20 protein-coding genes are annotated in these 19,034 nt (G+C 45.7%); 17 read left to right on the top strand and 3 right to left on the bottom strand.

The annotated features are described in order from the left end of the window. Positions 1-54: 54 nt before the first annotated feature. From manA (AT864_RS15530) to AT864_RS15495, 8 genes are all read left to right on the top strand, one after another. Positions 55-1,002, top strand: coding sequence for a mannose-6-phosphate isomerase, class I (manA, locus tag AT864_RS15530; RefSeq protein WP_044741586.1), 948 nt, complete (start codon positions 55-57; stop codon positions 1,000-1,002). Positions 1,003-1,258: 256 nt separating this feature from the next. Beyond that, positions 1,259-2,248, top strand: coding sequence for a LacI family DNA-binding transcriptional regulator (locus tag AT864_RS15525; RefSeq protein WP_066150528.1), 990 nt, complete (start codon positions 1,259-1,261; stop codon positions 2,246-2,248). Further along, positions 2,245-3,141 carry a ribokinase gene (gene rbsK / locus AT864_RS15520; protein ID WP_066150526.1) on the top strand — a complete coding sequence of 299 codons (897 nt, stop codon included), beginning with the start codon at positions 2,245-2,247 and terminating at the stop codon, positions 3,139-3,141. Before AT864_RS15525 ends, rbsK begins: the two co-directional genes overlap by 4 nt. Then, positions 3,138-3,533 carry a D-ribose pyranase gene (gene rbsD, locus AT864_RS15515; protein WP_044741589.1) on the top strand — a complete coding sequence of 132 codons (396 nt, stop codon included), beginning with the start codon at positions 3,138-3,140 and terminating at the stop codon, positions 3,531-3,533. Before rbsK ends, rbsD begins: the two co-directional genes overlap by 4 nt. A 50-nt stretch (positions 3,534-3,583) precedes the next feature. Further along, complete coding sequence (locus AT864_RS15510) at positions 3,584-5,059, top strand: sugar ABC transporter ATP-binding protein (RefSeq protein WP_066150845.1); 1,476 nt, start codon at positions 3,584-3,586, stop codon at positions 5,057-5,059. Further along, complete coding sequence (gene rbsC / locus AT864_RS15505; RefSeq protein WP_044741590.1) at positions 5,059-6,024, top strand: ribose ABC transporter permease; 966 nt, start codon at positions 5,059-5,061, stop codon at positions 6,022-6,024. Before AT864_RS15510 ends, rbsC begins: the two co-directional genes overlap by 1 nt. A 41-nt stretch (positions 6,025-6,065) precedes the next feature. Next, the gene (gene rbsB, locus AT864_RS15500; RefSeq protein ID WP_066150843.1) at positions 6,066-6,998 is read left to right on the top strand and encodes a ribose ABC transporter substrate-binding protein RbsB; all 933 of its coding nucleotides are present in this window, start codon (positions 6,066-6,068) and stop codon (positions 6,996-6,998) included. Positions 6,999-7,351: 353 nt separating this feature from the next. Continuing rightward, positions 7,352-8,659 (top strand): EAL domain-containing protein, encoded by a 1,308-nt coding sequence (locus tag AT864_RS15495; protein ID WP_082741717.1) that lies wholly within the window; start codon positions 7,352-7,354, stop codon positions 8,657-8,659. 50 nt (positions 8,660-8,709) lie between these two features. Here the strand turns inward: AT864_RS15495 and AT864_RS15490 are convergent, their stop codons facing one another. Both AT864_RS15490 and AT864_RS15485 read right to left on the bottom strand, forming a co-directional pair. Continuing rightward, positions 8,710-9,390: a DNA alkylation repair protein gene (locus AT864_RS15490; RefSeq protein WP_066150523.1), complete on the bottom strand. Its 681-nt coding sequence runs from the start codon at positions 9,388-9,390 to the stop codon at positions 8,710-8,712. 126 nt (positions 9,391-9,516) lie between these two features. After that, the gene (locus AT864_RS15485; RefSeq protein WP_066150519.1) at positions 9,517-9,744 is read right to left on the bottom strand and encodes a hypothetical protein; all 228 of its coding nucleotides are present in this window, start codon (positions 9,742-9,744) and stop codon (positions 9,517-9,519) included. A 180-nt stretch (positions 9,745-9,924) separates the two neighbouring features. Between AT864_RS15485 and manA (AT864_RS15480) the strand changes: the two genes are divergently transcribed. From manA (AT864_RS15480) to AT864_RS15450, 7 genes are all read left to right on the top strand, one after another. Further along, a complete protein-coding gene (gene manA, locus AT864_RS15480; protein WP_066150516.1) occupies positions 9,925-10,893 on the top strand; it encodes a mannose-6-phosphate isomerase, class I in 969 nt (322 codons plus the stop codon). A gap of 168 nt (positions 10,894-11,061) precedes the next feature. After that, positions 11,062-11,376: a PTS sugar transporter subunit IIB gene (locus AT864_RS15475; protein WP_066150514.1), complete on the top strand. Its 315-nt coding sequence runs from the start codon at positions 11,062-11,064 to the stop codon at positions 11,374-11,376. After that, positions 11,376-11,708, top strand: a complete 333-nt coding sequence (locus AT864_RS15470) for a PTS lactose/cellobiose transporter subunit IIA (RefSeq protein WP_066150511.1) — start codon at positions 11,376-11,378, stop codon at positions 11,706-11,708. Before AT864_RS15475 ends, AT864_RS15470 begins: the two co-directional genes overlap by 1 nt. Positions 11,709-11,728: 20 nt before the next feature. Next, positions 11,729-13,051 carry a PTS cellobiose transporter subunit IIC gene (gene celB / locus AT864_RS15465; RefSeq protein WP_044742409.1) on the top strand — a complete coding sequence of 441 codons (1,323 nt, stop codon included), beginning with the start codon at positions 11,729-11,731 and terminating at the stop codon, positions 13,049-13,051. Between the two features lie 22 nt (positions 13,052-13,073). After that, the gene (locus AT864_RS15460) at positions 13,074-14,492 is read left to right on the top strand and encodes a glycoside hydrolase family 1 protein (RefSeq protein WP_066150840.1); all 1,419 of its coding nucleotides are present in this window, start codon (positions 13,074-13,076) and stop codon (positions 14,490-14,492) included. A gap of 489 nt (positions 14,493-14,981) precedes the next feature. After that, on the top strand, positions 14,982-15,701 hold the full coding sequence (locus AT864_RS15455; protein ID WP_044742410.1) for a GntR family transcriptional regulator: 720 nt from the start codon (positions 14,982-14,984) through the stop codon (positions 15,699-15,701). A gap of 210 nt (positions 15,702-15,911) precedes the next feature. Next, the gene (locus AT864_RS15450) at positions 15,912-16,358 is read left to right on the top strand and encodes a VanZ family protein (RefSeq protein ID WP_066150508.1); all 447 of its coding nucleotides are present in this window, start codon (positions 15,912-15,914) and stop codon (positions 16,356-16,358) included. A gap of 16 nt (positions 16,359-16,374) precedes the next feature. Here AT864_RS15450 and AT864_RS15445 read toward each other — a convergent pair whose 3' ends face one another. Further along, the gene (locus tag AT864_RS15445) at positions 16,375-17,373 is read right to left on the bottom strand and encodes a Gfo/Idh/MocA family protein (RefSeq protein ID WP_066150504.1); all 999 of its coding nucleotides are present in this window, start codon (positions 17,371-17,373) and stop codon (positions 16,375-16,377) included. A 395-nt stretch (positions 17,374-17,768) separates the two neighbouring features. On the opposite strand from AT864_RS15445, the gene AT864_RS15440 reads away from it, so the two are divergent. Both AT864_RS15440 and AT864_RS18025 read left to right on the top strand, forming a co-directional pair. Beyond that, the gene (locus AT864_RS15440; RefSeq protein WP_066150501.1) at positions 17,769-18,644 is read left to right on the top strand and encodes an ROK family protein; all 876 of its coding nucleotides are present in this window, start codon (positions 17,769-17,771) and stop codon (positions 18,642-18,644) included. 219 nt (positions 18,645-18,863) lie between these two features. Then, on the top strand, positions 18,864-19,025 hold the full coding sequence (locus AT864_RS18025) for a hypothetical protein (RefSeq protein WP_156450556.1): 162 nt from the start codon (positions 18,864-18,866) through the stop codon (positions 19,023-19,025). Positions 19,026-19,034: the final 9 nt, after the last annotated feature.

Raw genomic sequence — 19,034 nt, 5'->3', positions numbered from 1 at the left:
AAATCAAAAAGAGGCGGGCAGGACATTAACTTAAAATAAAGGGAGGATGCAGGAATGAAACAGCCGATCTTTTTCCGCCCGGTTTTCCAAGAAAGAATTTGGGGCGGAACCAAATTGCGCGATGTATACGGATATGATATTCCTTCTGAACGAACAGGCGAGTGTTGGGCCATTTCGGCTCATCCAAACGGGCAAAGCGTGGTACGTTCTGGTGAATGGGCAGGAATGCTGCTCGGGCAGCTATGGCAGGAGCATCGCGAATTATTCGGCTACTATGACAGTGACCGTTTCCCTTTACTAACCAAAATCATTGATGCCAATGACGATTTATCTGTGCAAGTGCATCCTGATGATGAATATGCATCCAACTATGAAAAGGGCGAATGGGGAAAAACGGAATGCTGGTATGTCATCGATTGCGAAGAAGGTGCCGAGATTGTTTTCGGACATCGAGCGAAAACAAAGGAAGAGCTGGCCGATATGATGAAAAGGGAACAGTGGGATCAGCTGTTGCAGCGTGTACAGGTAAAGGCGGGGGACTTTTTTTATGTTCCAAGCGGCACGGTTCACGCTCTATGCTCCGGTTTGCTTATTTTAGAGACGCAGCAAAACTCGGATACAACCTACCGCGTGTATGATTATGGACGTCGTGATCGCGATGGCAAGCCGCGCGAGCTACATGTTGAAAAAGCGCTTGATGTGATCACGGTGCCCCATGTACAGCAGTCAATCGAGCCAACCGTGGTCAAAATGGCGGGGGCGACGGTGACGACATGGGTGCGGAGCGACTACTTTACGGTTTCAAAATGGGAGGTGCATCCACGGCTTGAAATGGAACGAATTCAACCGTTTCTGCTGCTGAGCGTAATGGCCGGGACGGGAGCGATAGCCACGGAAGAAGGAGAATGGCCGTTGCAAAAGGGCGACCACTTGCTGTTACCGTATCAATTTGGCCCATTTCGAATCACGGGACATGTCCAACTCATTGCGTCGCAACCGTAATATATAGATGCTTAAATAGGTGAATAGGGAAGGTGGACTTTCCTTCCGTCTTCGGTGAGCGGTTACGTTTTGGTATGACCGCTCATCGAATGTGAGCTTTGACATGACAGATACCGTTCAGTACAGGAATCATAAGTGAATCGATTGGAGCTGGCGACACGAGTAATATTTATATAAAAAATCTCTTGCCTCTTTTAATCGAATTCTGTTATAGTGTATGTAACCGGTTACAGAGATAAAGGTGGAGAGAATCAGGATGGCAACGATTCGTGATGTTGCTAAATTAGCAGGTGTATCGGTGGCGACCGTTTCGCGTGTGCTGAATCAAAACGGTTACGTCAACGAAGATACTGAAAAACGAGTGAAAAAAGCGATTGAACAACTGAATTATAAACCGAACGAAGTAGCACGAACCTTATTTAAAAAAACATCGAAAACGATTGGGCTCATCGTTCCCGATATTTCTAACCCGTTTTTTCCAGAGCTTGTTCGGGCCGTTGAAGATGTCATGAATATTTATGATTACACGGTGATTTTGTGCAACTCTGATGAAAAAAGCGAAAAAGAAAAGCAATACATCGGGATTTTAAAGCAAAAATATGTGGACGGCATTATTTTGACGACCAATCAGCTAGAAAGCGATGAGGTGCTGGAGCTGGGGGTTCCGGTTGTTGTCCTCGACCGGCCATCGATGCATTCATTTCCGTCTGTTATCGCTGACAATTACGGTGGCGCGCGTTTAGCAACAAGGCATTTGTACGACATCGGCTGCCGGAAAATCGCCCACATTCAAGGGCCGACCCACGTGGTGAATGCGATGGAGCGCTTTCGCGGATACCGTGATGAAATGCAGGAGCTGGGTCTTTGGAATGAACAGTTGATTATTCAAGGAAACTATCAATTAAAACAAGCAAAAGAGGCGACGCTGCGAGCGCTGCAAGAACATAAAATGGACGGCATTTTTGCTGGAAACGACGCGATGGCAGTGGGAGCACTGAAGGCGGTGCAACAGCTCGGTTTGCGGGTGCCGGAGGATGTGGCCATTATCGGGTATGACGGCATTCCGCTGACGGAAATGACGACTCCCGAATTATCGACGATCTCACAGCCTATTTATGAGATGGGAGCGATCGCTGCTCGGATTTTAGTGAAAAAAATTGAAGCTAAACCGCTTGAACAGCTTCATTATGTGCTGCCTGTGAAGCTGGTGGAAAGGCAATCGACGCAAAGGAGAGGAACGAGATGAAAAAACCAGTGATTACCGTCATTGGGAGCTTAAATATGGATTTGGTCACGGTGACAAAACGTGTTCCGGAGCAAGGTGAAACCGTATTAGGAGAAAAGTTTCACCTCATCCCCGGCGGCAAAGGCGCCAATCAAGCGGTGGCGGCTGCTCGTCTTGGAGCGGAGGTCCATATGATTGGCGCGGTAGGCAGCGACACGTTTGGCGAGGTGCTAAAGCGCCAGCTTGACAATGAGGGGATTTTTATCGACGGTGTGAAACCGGTTACAGATGTGGAAACAGGCACGGCGATGATTACGGTGTCGGATGGCGACAATCGCATCATTGTCGTTCCCGGGGCGAATTATGCGCTGCAGCCCGAAGACTTGGAGCAGCATGAAGCTGTCATTGCCAAGAGCGATATTTGTTTATTGCAGCTGGAGATTCCGCTTGCTGTCGTGGAGCGGGCCGTTGCCTTGGCCAAAAAGCATGGCGTTTTTGTTATCTTAAATCCGGCGCCGGCACAGCTCCTGCCGCCGGCGCTGTTGGAGCAAATAGATCTAGTGACACCGAATGAACATGAATGCGGCATCATTTTTCCTGAACAGGACCGCGAGAAATGGGCCGCTAAGCTTGTCGTCACAGAAGGCGCGCGCGGTGTTTCCATCACTAAAAACGGAAAGCAAATGATCGTTCCGGGCTTCCGGGTACCAGTCGTCGATACAACGGGCGCTGGCGATACGTTTAATGGCGCGCTCGCAGTCGCCTTGAGCAAAGGAATGGAACTAGAGGAGGCGTGCCGCTTTGGCAATGCTGCCGCTGCTTTATCCGTCACCAAGCTTGGGGCGCAGGGCGGAATGCCGACAGAGAAAGAAGTCATCCAATTGCTTGAGGCTGCGAAAGGAGAAGGATCATGAAAAAGGACGGTATTTTAAATAAAGAACTGAGCACGGTTTTAGCTTCACTTGGCCATACGGATACAATTGTCATAGCCGATTGCGGTCTGCCGATTCCGGATGAAGTGATTCGCATTGATTTATCCATTGTCAAGGGAGTTCCATCCTTTTTAGCTGTATTGGATCCGCTCTTAGCGGAATTGGAAATTGAAGCAATCACCGTAGCGGAAGAAATGAAAACGCATAATCCGAATATGTATGAGGCGATTCAGCAGCGCTTTTCAGGAGTTGAGCAGCATTTTGTTTCCCATGAACAATTCAAAGAAATGCTTCATGCGGCCAAGGCGGTCATCCGTACGGGAGAAGCGACTCCTTATGCCAATATGATTCTTCATTCAGGAGTGAATTTTTAAAGGCGGTTTGGGAAAGGGGGAGAGGAACCGTGACAGCACCGTTGATTCAAATGAAAGGAATTAGGAAATCGTTTCATCATCATCTTGTTTTAGACGGAATCGATTTGGAGATTCGCTCTGGAGAAGTGCATGCCTTGATGGGGGAGAACGGAGCGGGGAAATCGACGTTAATGAAAATTTTAACAGGGATGTATGAAAAGGATGGTGGGACCATTGCCGTCAATGGAACAGACGTGCATTATCGCCATCCGAAAGAGGCCGAACGCGACGGGATTGTGTTTATTCATCAAGAATTGAGCGTCATTCCTACGTTAACGGTAGCGGAAAATATTTTTTTAGGACGGGAGCATACGGTTGGCCGGACAGGCATTATTCGGCGCAAGGAAATGGAAAACCAGGCCTCTGTTTATTTGCAGAAGCTCGGCGTTGACATCGCTCCGAATGAAATCGCTGGAAAGCTGTCGGTGGGGAAACAACAAATTATTGAGATTGCTCGAGCGCTGTCGACCGATGCCAAATGTCTGATTATGGACGAACCGACCGCCGCCCTGACAGATCGGGAAATTCAAACCTTGTTTACTGTGATTCGAACGCTGAAACAGCAAGGTGTGGCCATTATTTATATTTCTCACCGGATGGAGGAAATTTTCACCATTTGCGAACGAATTTCCGTGTTGCGGGATGGAAGAATGATCGGAACGAAATCCATCGCTGAAACCAACTTCGATGACATCGTCCATATGATGGTCGGCAGGCAAATAGGAGAGCGTTTTCCAAAGCGAACAGCGCCAATCGGCGACGAAGTGCTTCGGGTGGAAAATCTGACGCAAAAAGGCGTGTTTCATAACGTTTCCTTCTCTGTGAGATCGGGAGAAATTTTAGGTGTCGCCGGTTTAATGGGAGCCGGCCGCACGGAAATAATGGAGGCGCTTTTTGGCATCCGCAAAGTCGATGAAGGAGCCGTTTATATTGATCGCCAGCCCGTCAAGCTTGGCTCGCCGCGGCAGGCGATTGAACACGGAATGGCTTTTATTACCGAGGACCGGAAAATGAAAGGGCTTGTGCTCAGTATGAGCGTTCGCGAAAATTTAACACTGCCGACATCGGAAAAGCTAGCATCGGCGGGAATCATTCGCGCAAAACAAGAAGCGGAGCTTGTCCGGTCGCTGATTGCCCGCTTAAACATTAAAACCGCTTCTGCTGAACTGGAAGTGAAGGCGCTAAGCGGAGGAAATCAACAAAAGGTGGTATTTGGGAAATGGCTCATGATGAATCCGCGCATTCTGATTTTAGATGAACCGACTCGCGGTGTGGATGTAGGAGCCAAAAAGGAGATTTATGAGATTATGAACGAGCTGACGGCACAAGGTGTGGCCATCGTGATGGTGTCCTCTGAATTGCCAGAGATTCTAGGGATGAGTGACCGGATTATGGTGGTGCATGAAGGAAAGGTCAGTGCCATTTTCGACAATGAACAGATCGATCAAGAAACGATTATGCGCGCGGCGACGGGAGGGAATGAATAATGCAGCATCCGGATAAACTCGCACAGACTGGAGCAGCTTGGCGCTTGGAAATGAAAAAGCTGGGACCGCTCATCGGCTTTATCTTGTTATGTATCGTGTTGTCGCTATTAAGCGATCATTTCTTAACAGTAGACAATTGGCTGAATATTTTTCGTCAAGTATCCATTAATGCATTGATTGCTTTTGGAATGACGTTTGTCATTTTAACAGGCGGCATTGATTTATCAGTTGGTTCTGTACTGGCGCTTTCCAGTGCGCTTGCTGCCGGTTTGATGGTAGATGGAGTCAATGGGACTGTTGCCATTGCCGTCGGGATTGCGGCTGGTCTCGTGATGGGGGCGCTGAATGGAATCATTATTACAAAAGGGCGTGTCGCGCCATTTATTGCGACATTGGCGACCATGACGGTGTTCCGCGGGGCGACGCTCGTTTATACGGAAGGGCGCCCGATTACCGGATTTTCGGATCAACTGTCGTTCCAAATGCTTGGCCGCGGTTATTTTCTAGGAATTCCGGTTCCGATTATTTTGATGCTTGTCATTTATGCGGCACTATATTTTGTGTTGAAAAAAACAACCTTCGGCCGCCATACGTATGCCGTTGGTGGAAATGAGGAGGCGACGCGCATATCAGGCATTCGCGTCGACCGCTTGAAAATTTGGATTTATTCGCTGACGGGCGGTTTATCAGCGCTTGCGGGACTTATTTTAACCTCGCGCCTCAACTCGGCGCAGCCAACCGCTGGAACATCGTACGAGCTCGATGCGATTGCTGCGGTGGTGCTTGGCGGTACAAGCCTATCGGGCGGCCGCGGCTGGATTTTTGGAACGCTCATTGGCGCGCTGATTATTGGTGTGTTAAATAACGGTCTCAATCTCTTAAATGTCTCGTCGTTTTATCAGCAATTAATTAAAGGTGCGGTCATTCTTCTTGCGGTGATTTTAGACCGCCGCAAAGAAGTTTGATATAGATGAAATGAAAGAAAAACAAAGGAGTGGGGGAAATGATGAAGAAATTTTTCAGTATGTTGCTAGTGCTCCTCTTAGCGGTTGGGGTAGCAGCGGGCTGCTCTTTAGACAATGGCGATACAGGCAGCAAATCCGAGGATAAGAAAGAAGGCAAGCTAAAAGTTGGTTTATCGATTTCTACCTTAAACAACCCGTTTTTCGTGACGTTAAAGGAAGGCGCGGAAAAAGCGGCGAAAGAAGCCAATATCGAATTAACGGTTGCGGATGCACAAAATGATTCGGCAAAGCAAATCAACGATATTGAAGATTTAATTCAACAAGGTGTCGATGTCCTTTTAATCAATCCGACCGACTCCAGCGCGGTAACATCGGCTATTGAGTCGGCGAATCAAGCGAACATTCCGGTCATCACAGTCGACCGCAGCGCGGAAGGCGGCAAGGTGGCCTCACATATTGCTTCCGATAACGTAGCAGGCGGGAAAATGGCTGGAGAATTTTTAATTGAAAAATTAAAGGATGGCGGCAATATCGTTGAACTGGAAGGAATCCCTGGCTCATCAGCGGCTCGTGAACGCGGCGAAGGCTTCCATCAGGCCATTGACGGCGCTGCCAATATCAAAGTAATCGCGAAACAAGCGGCTGACTTTGATCGCGCCAAAGGATTATCCGTAATGGAAAACATTTTGCAAAGCCATAAAGATATCAAGGCCGTCTTTGCCCATAATGACGAAATGGCGCTTGGAGCATTAGAAGCATTGGAAGCGCACGGCATGAAAGATGTATGGGTCGTCGGCTTTGACGCCACAGAAGATGCTGTGAAGGCCGTCCAAGATGGAAAAATGGCGGCGACGGTAGCGCAAAAGCCGGAAATGATTGGCGAACAAGCCGTACAAACAGCCCTCAAAGTATCGAAAGGCGAAAAAGTAGAATCCTTTATTCCGGTACCGCTAGAACTAGTGAAAGGCGAATAATCACGTTGCAATCAATAGGGAGAGAGCGATCCATCGAAACGCTCTCTCTTTTTTCATTATGATTGGAAAAGGGAAGGCTGGCGATTTTATGCAATAGCTAATAAAGTTTTGTCAATAGAATGGGAGAGCGATCGTCTGTTTTGACAGATGGTGGAGGAATGGCAAGAAATGTAGCCGGCTATTGAAATTTCCATTTTTCAGAAGAGTTACTTACTAAGAAATCTTTCCTGTCTTCGTCATGATTGAAACATGAGATTCATGAAACCTTTACAAAGCCTTCACGCTCCGGTTATATGGGTGTGCTATACTGTTCTGCGCATGAATAGTTTGGTGTGTTGAAAGGAGTCCCGAACATGGACGACCAGCTTGCATCGGTGCTGCTGCTTACCGACAGCTTAAACCGCGAGAATATCGTGGATAAGGCAGCGCATTTCATCTCTCAATATTCATTGGGACTGATTTATTTAGATATAAAAAATTGCAGCCAAATGGAACAGAAGTATGGAAAGGAAGCGTGCCAAAAGCTGTTGGCGGCAGTCAAACAAATCATGACAAACTTAGAGAACGAAGAACCGTTTGGCATATGCGCCCACCGCATGTTTGGGGATGATCTGCTGGTATTGATTCGTATGGAGAGCGGAGCAGGGGAGGCTCATTTACGCTGTTTGGCGCATGATATATATCAGCGATTCAAAATAAGCATGGCTCATCAAGCGAAATGGGCTGAGCCCGTTGATTTTCATGTGGGCGTATCGTTGCTTGATTCAGGTGTTGAAAAAGCGCTGGAGCATTTGCTGTACGAGGCGGTTAAAAAAGCGGTAAGCGAGGCAAAAAAGGCAACAAATGCTGAGCAGCAAAAGCTGCAAACGGAATTTCGCCACATTTTGGCCGGTCAGCATCTTACGGCACACTACCAGCCGATTGTATCACTGCTTGACAAAAAGATTTATGGGTACGAGGCATTGGCGCGCGGACCGCAGACAAGCTATTTTGCAACGCCCCATCGTTTATGGGAATTTGCTGAAAAAGAGAACCAACTGTATGCGCTGGAGAAACTGGCACGGCAAAAAGCGATTGAAGGATTTTCCGCGAGCGATCCGAATTGGAAGCTTTTTATTAATTTAAATGCCAATGTCATTCATGATCCGCAGTTCACCCCTGGACAGACGCTGGCGTTTCTGAAAAAAAGAGGGCTTACGCCGCAGCAAGTTGTATTTGAGATTACCGAACGTCAATCGATTGATGATTATGCCTCCTTTAAAAAAGTGCTCAGCCACTACCGCAAGCAAGGATATCGCATCGCCATTGATGATGCGGGAGCGGGCTATTCTTCCCTTCAGGCGATTGCTGAGTTGCGTCCGGACTATATTAAAATCGATCGTTCGATTATTCATAAGGTTGATGGCCATTCAGTCAAGGCCATTTTACTGGAAACCCTTGCTGAATTTGCCCGGAAAATAGGCTGTCATCTCATTGCCGAAGGAATTGAAACGCAGGAAGAGCTCCAAGTGGTCACCAAGCTCGGCATCCCGTTTGGCCAAGGCTATTGGCTGGGACGGCCGCATCCGCATTTGCGTTCCATTGCTCATGAGACGCTGCGAACGTGGAAGCTAGTAGATCAACCTTTGGCGGAGGATGACCCGCAGACATGCCCATCATAACGAGCGGATCACGTTTTGATCGTGATCCGCTCGTTTATTTGCCGGCTGTATTAGCGGCGGCGCTGAATCACCTTTAATGCTTCTCGTTTGCTTAACGGCGCCAATGTTTCGCTTTCCACGAACCGCTGGACGCTTGCCGGATGGGTCTTGGAATATTCGCGCAGCGCCCAGCCGATCGCTTTTTGAATAAAGAATTCCGATGACTGCCGGCATTGGCGGATAAGCTGGTAAAGTAAAGCTTCATCGGTCTCTTCTTTATATCTTAATTGAAACAAAATGGCCGTTCGTTGCAGCCACATATGATTGGACTGCATCCATCGTTCTGTATAGACGGGAATACACTCTGGTTCGTTTTTGAAAAGCGGTCCGACGATATTGGCCGCAAGCATATCAACGGTGTCCCACCAAGGTTTGTTTGTAATGAGCTTCTCTATGAATTCTAAATCCATTTTTGAGAGACTTCTCTTTTCTTTTTCCAGCAAAGCAAGTGCGCAATATTGCAATTCACGCTCCGGCCATTCCCAAAGTTTGCTGACGATATCTGCCAGTTCAGTGCGCGGCGGAAGGCCGTGCTGCGCGAGAAACTCTTTTAGTAGCGCGCGGCGCTCTGGAGTTTTGATTCCGAGAAATTCAAATTGGTTGCGCATATATTGTTTCATCGGTCCAGCATTCGCTTCATGGCGATGGGCTCGTAGCCATTGCGCGAGGCGGTGAGCATATGGATGTGTCATTCGCTTAATCCCTCTTTCGTTCGTTTTGTAAAAATAGAATAGCAGATCGAGTGAGAACAAGGAAGAGACTTAGACACGAACGGCCGCTGGGCTGACATTGTTCGCCACGGCCATAGCACATCTCCTCTATCGATCATGCGTGTTGTCCCTGTCGCCTAAGCAGCTTCGTCTGAACGGAGCCAGATGATGCATTGCCCCAAGTGTACCGATTCGCTTTAGAGAATGTTTCGCCGCAAGCCTGTTGATCGTTTGTTCAGCCTTTCTATTCTTGTTGGCGCAACCGTATTTGGGCAGCGTAATCAAGCGCAGTTGATTTGCTGAATTCTTCAGCTGCGTACTTGGATGTCGCGACACTTATGAACCTCCCTTATTTACTCTCCATTAAGAGGTGGGAGGCTTCTCGGTGGAGTATGTGAAAAAGGTGACGAATGATTTGTAAAGTAATGGTTTATGCTTTAACATGTTCATTGAAGGTTCTGCCGTCTCGAAGCAGGGGGAGACGGAACAATAAGACAAAACGAAGGGGGAGACAGAATGAATCAAGAGCCATTGTTCTTGGAGCCGATGTTTCAAGAGCGGATTTGGGGAGGAACGGCATTAGCTGACCGGTTCGGCTATCGCATTCCTTCTGATCGAACGGGCGAATGCTGGGCGATTTCCGCTCATCCAAACGGACAGACTGGCGTGAAAAATGGAGAATTCCAAGGCCAGCCATTAGGGAAGCTGTGGGAGCGGCATCCTGAATTATTTGGCCATTTTCCGTCTGATCGTTTTCCGCTGTTAACAAAAATTTTAGATGCTAACCAAGATTTATCGGTGCAGGTGCATCCATCTGATGACTATGCGAAAAAGCATGAGAATGGGGAATTAGGTAAGACGGAATGTTGGTATATTATTGATTGCAAAGAAGACGCTAAGCTAATATACGGTCACCATGCACAAACGAAAGCAGAGCTGCTTCATATGATGCAGGAGGGAAAGTGGAACCAGCTGCTCCGCAAAGTGAAAATTAAGCCAGGTGATTTTTTCTATGTTCCAAGCGGCACAATTCACGCACTTTGTGAAGGTACGCTTGTTTTAGAGACGCAGCAAAACTCAGATACGACGTATCGGATCTATGATTATGATCGCGTGGATGGAAAAGGGCAAAAACGGGAGCTTCATTTGGAAAAAGCGATCGATGTCATAACAGTACCTCATACGGATTACTCCTTTCCTCCGAAAGTAGTAGAAGCAGACGGAGCGACCATTGTGACATTTGTGGAAAACGCTTATTTTACTGTGCAAAAATGGGACATTCAAACAGAATGGACCGTAAAGCAAATTCGTTACTTTTTGTTAATGAGCGTTCTAAACGGCTGCGGGGAGCTGTGGGCGAAAGGGAAAGCATATTTGTTAAACAAAGGAGATCATTTGCTGATTCCTTACGCATTAGACCCGTTTACTGTGAAGGGCCGGTTGCAAATAATTGTTTCATCGCCGGCAGTACCTTACGTTAAATAAAAATGACAGAGGGTGACGGAAGAAAAGGCTGCCTATTAAAAAGGCCATTTTTTTCGTCATCTTTTTTTGAATTGTCGATATTTATTTAATTAAATGTATAGACAAATAAATATAAAAATATATAATTATTATTGAAAGCGCTTAAAAAGAGAAAGGAGTTCAATGGTTATGAAAAAAATTTTACTTGCTTGCAGTTCCGGTATGTCTACTAGTCTGCTCATGACAAAGATGCAGGCTTATGCGAAGGAAATTGGCGAAGAGACGGAAATTTGGGCCGTCGGGCAAGATCAGGCAAAAAAAGAAATGGAGAAAGCCGATGTTGTTTTAATTGGGCCACAAATGAGTTTTTTGAAAGGCGAATTACAAAAAGAAGCGAAAAAATACGGGATTCCCGTAGAAGTGATCGATATGGTGGCCTATGGATTAGCGGATGGTAAAAAGGTGTATGAGCAAGCTATAAAACTAATAGAGGAGCGTTCATAATGGAACAACCATTACTCGAAGGTTTAACTGCAGAACAAATTAACTTTCAGCTTATTCTTCACAGCGGAAATGCGCGGAGCAAAATCATTGAGTCACTTCGCCAATATCGGCAAGGACATACGGAAGAAGCAGAGCGGCTTGTGAATGAAGCAGAAAAAGATTTAAGTGTGGCACATAGCATTCATTTTCAAATGATTCAGGAAGAAGCGAACGGAAAGTCGGCCTCTTTTTCTTTATTGATGATGCACGCAGAAGATCATCTCATGTCTACGTTGACAATGAAGGAGCTTGTGAAAGAACTTATCCAGCTGTTTAAGGAGAGAAATGTTTAAATTTTGAGGGGGAGAGAATAATGAGCCAAACGTGGTTTGATACATTTAGCCGCATTTTAGTGCCGGTCGCCGGCAAGTTGAATAATAACCGCTATTTAAAGGTATTGCGGGATGCATTTATGCTGGCGTTTCCATTAACGATTTTTGGTTCTATCGCCGTAGTGCTCGCCAATTTGCCATTTCTTGATAAAGTCATGAGCAAAGGGACGCTTAGTACCTTCAGTGCAGCGCTCAGTGTGGCTCCACAAGCGACCATGGGAATCATGTCTGTATTTGTCGTATTCGGGATTGGCTATTATTTAGCCAAAAGCTACGATGTAGAAGCGGTTTTCGGCGGTGCTATTGCCTTAGTGTCCTTTTTAATTTTAACACCATTTGTTTGGCAAACAGAAGGCAAAGAAGTCGTGGCCAACGTAATCCCGCTTGATCGGCTTGGCGCAAAGGGGATGTTTTTAGGAATGATCGTTGCTTTCCTTGCCGGCGAGATTTACCGTTGGGTTGTTCAAAAAGATATTACGATCAAAATGCCTGCTGGTGTTCCCCCGGCTGTTTCTCGGTCATTTTCAGCACTTATTCCTGCACTTATCACACTATCAGTATTTCTTATCATTAACATTATTGTCACGCAAGGCTTCCAAACGAATATGCATGATGTCATTTACCGTACGATTCAATCTCCTTTAGTCGGACTAGGAAGCGGCATCGTTCCGACATTAGCCGCTATCTTCATTACGCAGATTTTATGGTTTTTTGGCTTGCACGGCCAAATTATCATTAATTCCGTCATGGATCCGATTTGGAATACATTATCGTTAGAAAATTTAAATTCCTATATGGACAAAGGGGAGGTCCCTCATATTATTAACAAACAATTTATGGAAATTTATACTGTGGGCATGGGCGGAACAGGGATGACTCTGGCTGTTGTCATCGCGATGCTGTTTTTTATGAAAAGTAAGCAAATGAAGCAAATTGGTAAGCTAGCGATTGGTCCGGGTCTTTTTAATGTGAATGAGCCTGTTATTTTTGGTTTGCCGATTGTCATGAATCCATTGATTATATTCCCGTGGATAATCGCTCCGATGGCCGTTACGCTTGTTACCTATTTAGCGATGTCAACAGGAATGGTCCCGCCGCCGACAGGTGTCGCTGTTCCTTGGACCGTTCCGATCTTTATTAATGGAATCATGGCCACCAACTCATTAGCTGGAGGACTTTTGCAGATAGTGAACTTTTCGATTGTTTTGCTCATCTGGTTTCCATTTTTGAAGTTTATGGATCGAATGAATTTGCAAAAAGAGCAAGAAGAAGGAAGCGATGAAACGACAAAAAATGCATCTTAATAGAAGAAAGGTGATTGAGGAAATGAAAGCTATACAAGAAACAAAACAACAGCTTCCGTATCGCTTTCCGCAAGGTTTTTGGTGGGGAAGCGCCGTTTCGGCTACACAAATAGAAGGAGCGAGCCGCGAGGGAGGAAAAGGGCCTAATATATGGGATTATTGGTACGAACAAGAGCCTCATCGTTTTTTTGATGGAGTCGGACCAGAAACGACTTCCGATTTTTATCATCGCTATAAGGAGGACATCCAGCTGCTGAAAGAAACAGGGCATAATTCATTTCGTTTCTCGATCTCGTGGTCCCGGTTGATTCCGGATGGAAAAGGGGCAGTGAATGCGGAAGCCGTTCAATTCTATCAGCAAGTGATTGATGGACTGCTTGACCATGATATTGAGCCATTCGTTACTTTATATCATTTTGATATGCCGTTAGCGATGCAGCAAATCGGTGGCTGGGAAAGCCGAGAGGTGGTCGATGCATATGCGCGGTATGCCAAAATATGCTTTGAGTTGTTTGGTGACCGCGTAAAAAAATGGTTTACGCATAATGAACCAATTGTTCCAGTGGAAGGGGGTTATTTATATGATTTTCATTATCCGAATGTAGTAGATTTTCGCCGTGCCGTTCAAGTAGCCTATCATACTGTTCTCGCACACGCGAAGGCGGTTCGCGAGTTTCGAAACAGTAAAGCGAAAGATGGGAAAATCGGGATTATTTTAAACCTTACCCCTTCGTACCCGCGCAGCCAGCATCCAGCTGATGTCCAAGCGGCGCATATTGCTGATTTATTTTTTAACCGCAGCTTTTTAGATCCGGTAGTGAAAGGGGAATATCCGCGGGATTTAGTCGAATTGCTGAAGAAGTATGGATACCTCCCGATTATTGAAGGGGGAGATTTGCCACTTATCAAAGAGAATACAATTGATATTTTAGGCATTAACTATTATCAGCCGCGTCGAGTCAAGGCGAAGGATTATTTGCCCAATCCGGAAGCGCCGTTTATGCCGGAGCGATTTTTTGACTATTATGTGATGCCGGGGAGAAAAATGAATCCTTACCGCGGTTGGGAAATTTACGCGAAAGGAATTTATGATATTTTAATCAACATAAAGGAGAACTATGAAAATATTGAATGTTTTATTTCTGAAAATGGTATGGGAGTTGAAGGAGAAGAACGATTTCGGGATGAGACGGGCATGATTTGTGATGATTATCGTATTGATTTTATTAAAGAACATTTAAAGTGGGTACACCGTGCGATTCAAGAAGGCGTTCACGTAAAAGGATACCATCTGTGGACGTTCATGGATAACTGGTCATGGACCAATGCCTATAAAAACCGTTACGGGCTTGTATCGGTCGATTTAAACAATGATCAAAAGCGATCGATTAAAAAAAGCGGATATTGGTTTAAAGCTTTATCACAAAACAATGGGTTTTGAAAAAAGGTGGTCTCAGACCATCTTTTTCTCTATTTTATTGTCGCGATAAGGCTCCATCGATCGAATTGAAAGGGATGAAATAAACTGTTGATGACTCGAGCCGAACACGAGGTGAGATTTTAGGGAGAAGGAGAACAAAGATGAAATGGCCGCTGGCATTCAGAAAATGATTGCCATAATGGGAACGAACAGTTTACAATGAACACGAATTATATAGATGTAGCTTGATATATTAATATTTGTATAATGGAGTTGGGCTATTTTCGCCGGTCGTTTTTGTCATAAGAGGCTTCTGACCGTGGGTTTTATAGACGGGATTCTTCAATCTTTAAGGTTATATGTATATGAGGCTGATTTAAACCGATGTATGAACTAGTGCTTGTGGCTCCAAGCGACCGAAGTCTTTGACAGAAAAAAGTGTTTTAATACAGCATGAATGATATGGATCCAAAATGATCGGCATTTTTGATAACAAAATCAGGTGATAAGATGTTTAAATATGAACAGATTTCAAACGAAATACGCAAAAGAATTCAAGAAGGATTTTATTCGCTCGATGAACCGATTCCAGACGAGCTATCGCTCTCTCAAGAATTTTCTTGTAGCCGGATGACGATGAAGAAAGCGCTTGATATTTTGGTTATGGAAGGCCTTTTGTATCGGAAGCGGGGACATGGTACGTTTATCGTGAAATCGGCGGCACATAATGGTTTAGTCAATGTCACAAGCGAGGAGAATCTCGGTCTGACGAATTTATTGAAAGGAAAAAAAATTACAAGTCAAATCATAAAATTTGAAGTGCGATTTCCTTCCAAAGAGGTGGCGGCCCAATTATCGATTGATTTGACAACACCTGTCTACCATCTGATTCGTCTTCGCATCGTGGAAAACGAACCTTATGTGATTGAGAAAACGTATATGCCGACTCCGCTCATCCGTGGTTTAAACGAGGATGTGTTGCACGCTTCCATTTACAATCATATTACGCATGGGCTCGGATTAACGATCGCCGGCTGTCATAGGAAAATTCGCGCGTCAAAGCCAACGGAGCTGGATCAAACGTATTTGCACTGCGCGCCGGATGATCCGATTTTAGAGGTCGAGCAGGTTGGTTTTCTAAATAATGGTGTTCCATTTGAATATTCTTTTTCCAGACATCGCTATGACAAGTTCGTGTTCACAACGGTCAATATCCGCCGCAATAAATAGCAAGCGTTATCCTTTGGAACGAAGGAGCTTAAAACCGCATCCGCATAAAAGAGAATGTTTGAGGCGGCGAGACGGCTGCTGGCATTTCGGACAAATCGTTTGTTTCATTTTTTTCCTCCTTTCGCTTATCGCCGTATACATTTAGTATAACAATATTTTTATGATAATCAATATCAAATTATAATAATTATAAAAATAGAGGAGAAAGCAATGGTTCGCAAGTGGGTTTGGTGGAGCTTAGTTGGCATATGGTGTTTGGTGATTTATGGTTTTAGCGAGGCTTCCTATTTTACAGGGGAAAATACGGCGCGCATCCTTCAAAAATGGATCGGCCACGAAGGATGGGAGGAAGGGGAGGGAGCCGCTTCTCCCTTGAATTTTGTCATCCGTAAGTTTGCTCATTTGTCTGCTTTTGGGATTTTGGCTGTACTGGTTTTTCAAGCGCTGTATCCGAAGCGGTGGGCCTATGTGTGGGCGTGGAGCTTTGCCGCCGTTTATGGGGCGACAGATGAGTGGCATCAGTCGTTTGAACCGGGGAGGACGGCGCTATTTTCGGATGTCGTAATTGATGCCTGCGGCGCGCTCGTCGCCTTATGCCTTGTATGGATGTGGCAACAACGGAGGAAGCCAGCGCGCCTCAAGCGAAAAATTTCTTAAAATGAGACCCTTTGCTTTATTGGCAAAGGGTCGACTGGTCGGCAGGGAATCGAATGCCGGTTTGTTTTCGCGCTTCCTCCATTATTTCAGCTGTGATGAACGAATGGGCGTGTGAATTTGTTTCTGATTGGCGCTGGCCGCACGTGATAAGCTGCGTCCATTCAAGCGCTTCATAATACATCGGATGATGCGTCTGCGGCTCTGTAATATCCTCGACTCGGCCATCGCGGTAGCGAATTTCCACTTTGGTCGGAGTATGGATGGCATCAATGACGATGCTTCCTGCTTCTCCTTGAATTTCTGCAGGAACATAGGAATTCGTGATTTTTGAATACATCACAACCGCATCCATATCGCCGTAATGAAGGACGATGCTTCCCTCGCCGTCGACGCCTGATTCCAGCATGACACTGCTGGCTTTTAACGATTGCGGTTTTCCAAATAAAACAACGAGCGGGTAAAGGCAATAAACGCCTAAGTCCATCAATGCGCCGTTTGAAAAAGCCGGATTAAAGGCATTTAACACCGTCCCTTGCTTATAGGCGTCATAGCGCGAGGAATATTGGCAGTAATTAGCGAAATAGCGGCGTATTTTTCCGATTTTATGAAGGTGGCGGCGGATCGCTTGGAAATTGGGTAGAAGCGTTGTTTTCATCGCTTCCATCAATACGACATCATTCGCTTTGGCCGCCTCTATCATCGCTTGGACTTCTTTTGTATTGGAGGCCAATGGCTTTTCGCATAAGACATGTTTGCCATGATTCATAAGCAAAATGGCTTGCTCGGCATGGAGCGAATTGGGGCTGGCGATGTAGACAGCGTCGATCTCATCGCTTTTGGCCATTTCTTCTAAATGAGTAAATGTGCGTTTCGCTCCGGTTTTTGCGGCAAACTGCTTTGCTTTTTCCTCGTTCCGGGAATAGACAGCGGTCAATGTCAACTGGGAAATCGGCTGAGCAGCTTGTAAAAATTCTTGAGTAATCCAGTTCGTTCCGATTGTTGCGAGTCGAATCAAAAGTATCCTCTCCTTATTCATATTTAGTATCGTTCATTTTGCGTATGATGGACAAAAAAGCCAATCATTTCAGGCGGCATGCTGTTATTGGACATCATGAGCCTCCTTCGCTCTGCCGCACCGCCTTAGAATCGATTTCATTTAGCTTTCTGGCAGCGTGTATGTAAGACCATCGCAGTTCAGTCTTACGGCGCGAAAAAACTTCGAAAAAGCGAAGGTTTTTAAGCATGGATGAGCGAAATAAATGCTAGCGAGAAAGTCTTAGAAGCACTGCTAAACAATGCCGTTAAAGGGTGGTGGTGTTTATTATACATGGGGTGACTAGTTTTTTCCATAGAGAAGTCTGGGTTGGATTGGTGTGACCATAAAAAGTGGACAGAAAGTGAGGAAAAAGCATGTATCTTGGCGCGATTGAAGCGGGTGGGACAAAATTTGTTTGCGCAGTCGGAGATGATGATGGCCGCGTTCATCAAAGAGAGAGGGTTCCAACAACAACACCTGAGGAAACGATGCGGAGCGTCATCCGTTTTTTTCAGCAGTTTGAACTAAAAGCGATCGGTATTGGATCATTTGGTCCGATTGACTTAAATAAAAGCAGTCATACGTATGGTTACATTACCAGTACGCCAAAGCGGAAATGGGAAAACTTTAACTTTGTAGGGGAGATGTCCAAATATTTTCCTGTTCCGATCGGCTTTGATACCGATGTCAACGCTGCTGCTTTAGGGGAGCAATTATGGGGAGCGGCCAAAGGAACCCATAGTTGCCTTTATATGACGGTTGGAACGGGAATCGGTGTGGGGGCTATCGTGGAGGGCCGGCTGTTGCATGGGCTCTTGCATCCGGAAATGGGCCATATTCTGGTCCGACGTCATCCTGAGGATGGTTTTGCCGGCTGTTGTCCATTTCATAACGATTGCTTGGAAGGAATGGCCTCGGGTCCTGCGATTGAAAAGCGCTGGGGTAAGAAGGGAGCCGAATTGACGAACCATACGGAAGTGTGGGAGCTTGAAGCCTTTTATTTAGGACAGGCGATCGCTCAATATATCCTGGCTCTTTCTCCTGAAAAAATCATTGTCGGCGGCGGGGTGATGAAGCAACCGCAGCTTTTGCCGGCTGTTCGCCGTTATGTGATAGACTTCTTGAATGGCTATATTCAGCATGAAGCGATTTTACAGCATATCGATGAGTATGTGGTGCGGCCGGGACTTGGTGACAATGCAGGCATCTGTGGTGCCCTCGCATTGGCAAAACAGGCATTAGATGAATAACATCAAAATGGATGACCGTTCATTCAAAGCGTAGATCAGAACGGTCATTTTTATTGTGGATCATGTATAGATTGACTATTTGGTCATTTTTTGTCGATAAAATTTTGACTAATAGGTCATTTTTGTTTGAATATTATTCTTGATAAATGATGAAAAAGTATTTATAATGAGAATGACTGTTTGGTCGAAATTCGATGAGCGAATTGAGGTGCCTTTTTCATGGGAAAATATAAAGAAGAATTGTCTTGTAAGCAGCTTGTGGAAAAGCTTCAGAAGCATGGCGTTCATGCCGAGCTGGTGAAGCCTCGTACGAAGCTGTCCATTTATCCGAAGGTCTTTGTAAAAGGGTGCCTGCCTAACCAAAAGGTGTCTTGGACTTAGGAGTGGAGA

Origin of the sequence: Anoxybacillus sp. P3H1B, assembly GCF_001560855.1 — a bacterium.
Lineage (GTDB): Bacteria > Bacillota > Bacilli > Bacillales > Anoxybacillaceae > Anoxybacteroides > Anoxybacteroides rupiense.
This window is presented reverse-complemented; position numbering and strand designations above follow the sequence as displayed.